At 45.3% G+C, this 4,495-nt stretch carries 4 protein-coding genes and 4 tRNA genes; 1 reads left to right on the top strand and 7 read right to left on the bottom strand.

Annotated features, from left to right (window positions below; genetic code table 11):
* The 5 genes from FDP13_RS21900 to FDP13_RS21345 form a co-directional block, all read right to left on the bottom strand.
* On the bottom strand, window positions 1-78 hold a 78-nt coding region (locus FDP13_RS21900; RefSeq protein WP_001738555.1), incomplete at its 3' end, for an elongation factor Tu.
* A gap of 106 nt (window positions 79-184) precedes the next feature.
* Window positions 185-260, bottom strand: a tRNA-Thr gene (locus FDP13_RS21360).
* 9 nt (window positions 261-269) lie between these two features.
* Window positions 270-344 (bottom strand) — tRNA-Gly (locus FDP13_RS21355).
* A 135-nt stretch (window positions 345-479) separates the two neighbouring features.
* A tRNA-Tyr gene (locus tag FDP13_RS21350) sits at window positions 480-564 on the bottom strand.
* 17 nt (window positions 565-581) lie between these two features.
* Window positions 582-657 (bottom strand) — tRNA-Thr (locus FDP13_RS21345).
* Window positions 658-1,324: 667 nt separating this feature from the next.
* Here FDP13_RS21345 and coaA point away from each other — a divergent pair.
* Window positions 1,325-2,275, top strand: a complete 951-nt coding sequence (coaA, locus tag FDP13_RS21340) for a type I pantothenate kinase (RefSeq protein ID WP_015848192.1) — start codon at window positions 1,325-1,327, stop codon at window positions 2,273-2,275.
* Window positions 2,276-2,309: 34 nt separating this feature from the next.
* On the opposite strand, the gene birA is transcribed toward coaA, so the two are convergent.
* Together birA and murB are read right to left on the bottom strand one after the other, a co-directional pair.
* Window positions 2,310-3,269, bottom strand: coding sequence for a bifunctional biotin--[acetyl-CoA-carboxylase] ligase/biotin operon repressor BirA (gene birA, locus FDP13_RS21335; protein ID WP_033577888.1), 960 nt, complete (start codon window positions 3,267-3,269; stop codon window positions 2,310-2,312).
* A complete protein-coding gene (murB, locus tag FDP13_RS21330; protein WP_143840366.1) occupies window positions 3,266-4,303 on the bottom strand; it encodes a UDP-N-acetylmuramate dehydrogenase in 1,038 nt (345 codons plus the stop codon). The genes birA and murB overlap by 4 nt, the downstream gene beginning before the upstream one ends.
* Window positions 4,304-4,495 lie beyond the last annotated feature (192 nt).

Below are 4,495 nucleotides of genomic sequence, written 5' to 3'. Positions count from 1 at the left end.
TGTTTTACCATGGTCAACGTGGCCGATAGTACCGACGTTAACGTGCGGTTTTGTACGTTCAAATTTTTCTTTAGACATCGATTGTCCCTCTAAGACACGGATAAATCGGTGGTATCACCACATCAACCAAGCAATTACTTGCTGAGCTTTTAACAGAAAGAAAATCAGGAGGAAAATAAAGAAGTGGTGCTGATAGGCAGATTCGAACTGCCGACCTCACCCTTACCAAGGGTGCGCTCTACCAACTGAGCTATATCAGCACATCTAATTGGAGCGGGCAGTGGGAATCGAACCCACATCATCAGCTTGGAAGGCTGAGGTAATAGCCATTATACGATGCCCGCATCCTGGAACTCGGCTACCTGATTTCTCTGCAGAACATTAAAGCAAGGTACAATTTATATTGTTACCTTGCTTTTCTCGATACGATTTTAGTATTTCACGCCGTATCGATTGCATCCTGTCGCCAGGACTGAATTTGGTGGTGGGGGAAGGATTCGAACCTTCGAAGTCTGTGACGGCAGATTTACAGTCTGCTCCCTTTGGCCGCTCGGGAACCCCACCTGATTGTATGTACTTGATGGTGCCGGCTGCCGGAATCGAACTGGCGACCTACTGATTACAAGTCAGTTGCTCTACCTACTGAGCTAAGCCGGCATCAAGTGCTGCGCATTCTAGGCAGAGGGGCTTATCTATGCAACAAAAAAATTGCCAAAAATGCGCTATCGCTTAGATTTTGCACAAAAAGAGATACTATTTCACATTACCGTCAATCATTCGTGCAAATAAACGCCAGAAAACGGGTTAAAAGCCCTCTGAGGATATGATTCTCACTGCATTTAGTAGCGACCTGCCACGTACCATCAGCAACGCTGATGGCTGCTAAAGTGATACCGCACCCTTGCAACGTCCCTGCGCATAGAAACATTTGCGCCCTCAGTAACGATTGGCTTCGACTGGATGAAAGAGTTCACATGTCGACACCGCCAAGAGCTCTGGTTATTAGCATATCCAGGCTGATAGATACCGTTCATAACGATGCAACAATAACTTATCTATACATAACCAGTACTATGAAACGAATAACATGCCTGCCCGTAACAAATATTTATCCTGACGCCTACATCACAGCTATCAGAGCTGATACAGATTTTTGCTTCTTTTTCTGGCCCTCATGGTGGTAACCTGCCCACTGGACGATAAATTATTATCAGGAAAGGATGCTGTGGCTGTTACCTGTCCAGCCTCCCGGCGTTTTGGGTTCATGTACTGAAACCTGGCTGTCTCCCTTCCTTACTGGTAGCGTCAAGCAGAAACACATTATATGACTAATAAAGCGCAATCTTTTGCAACGCCTTATCTTCATTTCAATCGCCAGCAATGGGCCAACCTGCGTGACTCGGTACCATTGACCCTGACTGAAGATGAAATCATCAAACTCAAAGGCATTAACGAAGATTTATCTTTGGATGAAGTTGCAGAGATTTATCTGCCATTATCCCGGTTGCTGAATTTCTATATCAGTTCCAACTTACGACGTCAGGCCGTACTGGAGCAGTTTCTGGGGACCGACGGTCAAAGAATCCCTTATATCATCGGTATTGCCGGCAGTGTTGCCGTCGGCAAAAGTACTACGGCCCGTGTACTACAAGCATTACTTAGCCGCTGGCCGGAGCATCGAAAAGTTGAACTCATTACCACAGATGGTTTTCTTCATCCCAATAAGATATTGCAACAGAGAAATCTGATGAAGAAAAAAGGATTTCCACAGTCTTACGATATGCATAGTCTGGTGAAATTCGTTTCGGAAATAAAATCCGGCGTTCCCAGTGTTATCGCGCCCACTTATTCGCACTTAACCTATGACATTGTGCCTGACTGCAACAAAGTCATAGAGCAACCAGACATTCTGATCCTGGAAGGATTGAATGTTCTGCAGAGTGGTATGGATTATCCTCATGACCCTCATCGCGTTTTCGTATCGGATTTTGTGGATTTCTCTATTTACGTCGATGCACCCGAAAACCTGCTAAAAAGCTGGTATATCAATCGGTTTCTGAAATTCAGAGAAGGTGCATTTACTAATCCAGATTCATATTTCCACAATTACGCTAAGCTGGCAGAAACTGAAGCTGTTAATATCGCCTCACAGTTATGGTCAGAGATTAATGGACTGAACCTAAAACAGAATATATTACCAACTCGTGAACGAGCCAGTCTTATTATGACAAAAAGTGCAAATCACGCCGTCGAATGTGTTCGTTTAAGGAAATAAAATAGAGGGGGGGGGGATAACACCCCTCTATTATTTACCATCCACGCAAGGAAATTTCGCCACCGATATAAGGTTGAGCTTCACCATCCTTTTCCAGCAACAATGCACCCTGACGGTCAATCCCTTTATCAACGCCGATAATTTCTCTATTACCAACAATTAATTTTACTTCCCGATTATAAAAATTATCCAACGTGCTCCAGCGAGAAATGAACGGTGTTAAACCTTGCTGCTCATAAACAGTTAATGCTGTGCGTAACTCGGTAATGAGTTTCACAGCCAGCATATTGCGATCAATATCTATCCCTGCATCTTGTAAATTGATCCACTCTTGATTGATCACATTTGAGCCTGAAGAGTTCATACGTAAGTTAATGCCCGCACCAATAACCAGATGTGCAGCATCTCCCGTACGACCATTTAGCTCAACAAGAATACCTGCCAGTTTTTTATCATTCAGATACAGGTCATTCGGCCATTTAACACGAACGCCTTCAGCCCCCAGTTGGTGTAAAACCTCAGCCATGATGATGCCAATCACCAAGCTAACACCAACCGCTGCGGCAGGGCCTTGCTCCAGACGCCAGTATAGCGATAAATACAGATTACTACCAAAGGGAGAAAACCATTGTCGCCCACGACGGCCTCGACCTGCCTGCTGATATTCGGCGATACAGGCATCACCTGACGATATCGAGTCGAGACGGTCCAACAGATATTGATTAGTAGAATCAATAACAGGCAAAACAGCTATATTGCCATCTGGTATTTCCGAGCGGATTTTATCTGCATCGAGCAATTGAATAGGCGAAGAAAGCGCATAGCCTTTCCCTGTTACCGTATATACATCCAATCCCCACTCTTTAATGGTCTGAACATGTTTATTGATGGCAGCACGGCTCATCCCCATCAGTTCGCCAAGATACTCGCCCGAATAGAATTCACCACTCGAGAGAATAGAGATTAGTTTCAGCGGGACGGTATAATCTTTCATGACAGAACCTCCACCGCATTAACCTCTCCCTGGGCAGAAATAAAGCGTACTTCCGGTTCAAGCCAAACATCGAATTTCATTGCAACTTGATTTCTGACATAGCGGGCCAGCTCAATCAAATCATGACTAGTCGCATCACCTTTATTTACCAGAACAAGAGCCTGTTTATCATGCACTGCAGCCTGACCAATCTGATGTCCTTTTAAGCCACATTGTTCAATCAGCCAGCCAGCAGCTAGTTTTATATCACCATTTAACTGAGGGTAATGGGGTGCATTCGGATAGTGAGCCAAAATGTGTTCAGCAATAGTTGCTGGAATAACCGGATTCTTGAAAAAACTTCCAGCATTACCCATTACGGTAGGATCGGGCAATTTACTGCGCCTCATCTGGCAGACAGCCTCAAATACTTGTTTTGCCGTAGCTGTTGCGGGATCAAGACGGGTAAGCTCACCATATTCCAAAATTGGCTTCCAATCTTTTGATAAACTCAGTCCTACAGCAATAATGGCAAACCCACACTGATATTCATGCTTGAAAATACTATCCCGGTAATCAAACCGGCACTCTTTAGCACTCAGCCGTATTACCTCACCGGTTTCCAAATTTAACAGATCAACATAAGCACAGACTCTTTTTAAATCCAGACCATAAGCGCCAATATTCTGAATAGGTGCGGACCCGACACATCCTGGAATTAAGGCCAGATTCTCCAGACCGGAAATACGATGCCCCAGCGTATACTCAACTAAATTATGCCAATTCTCACCAGCACCCACGTGGAGCATCCACTCAGATTCGGTCTCCTTGACCTCAATCCCCTTGAGCCGGTTAATGAGTATTATGCCGTGAAAATCGTCAAGAAAGAGTACATTGCTCCCTTCACCGAGTATCAGAACCGGTAATCCGCTCTGATAAGCACGCTGCCACGCAGTCAGCAACTCGGTCGTATTTGCGATAGTTACAATGTCTGTCGCGGAAACCGATAAGGAGAAAGAATTAAACGCTTTTAGAGATGTGACAGAGCTCGTCATGGTGGTCAATACCCAGTAAACAGTTAGGCATAGTCTAACTGATCCTGAGCAATTGTTGAGGGGTGTTTTATCCGCAAAAAAACGATTGTCGCAGCATACCGCCCGGCAGGAGAGAGCATGGGCCGCGCCCGCCGCCGTAACGATATCCACACGCAGGGCCGCAGAGTACCGTCACCCACCGTGCCACCGCAA

It is taken from the genome of Dickeya sp. ws52 (assembly GCF_007210685.1).
Taxonomy (GTDB): Bacteria; Pseudomonadota; Gammaproteobacteria; order Enterobacterales; family Enterobacteriaceae; genus Dickeya; species Dickeya chrysanthemi.
Note: the sequence above shows the minus strand (reverse complement) of the source record. Positions and strands in the feature narration are given on the sequence as shown.

Bases quoted from the DNA above. Each gene is read 5' to 3' on its own strand.
- coaA (WP_015848192.1), top strand. From the start codon at position 1,325: ATGACTAATAAAGCGCAATCTTTTGCAACGCCTTATCTTCATTTCAAT.
- murB (WP_143840366.1), bottom strand. From the start codon at position 4,303: ATGACGAGCTCTGTCACATCTCTAAAAGCGTTTAATTCTTTCTCCTTA.
- birA (WP_033577888.1), bottom strand. From the start codon at position 3,269: ATGAAAGATTATACCGTCCCGCTGAAACTAATCTCTATTCTCTCGAGT.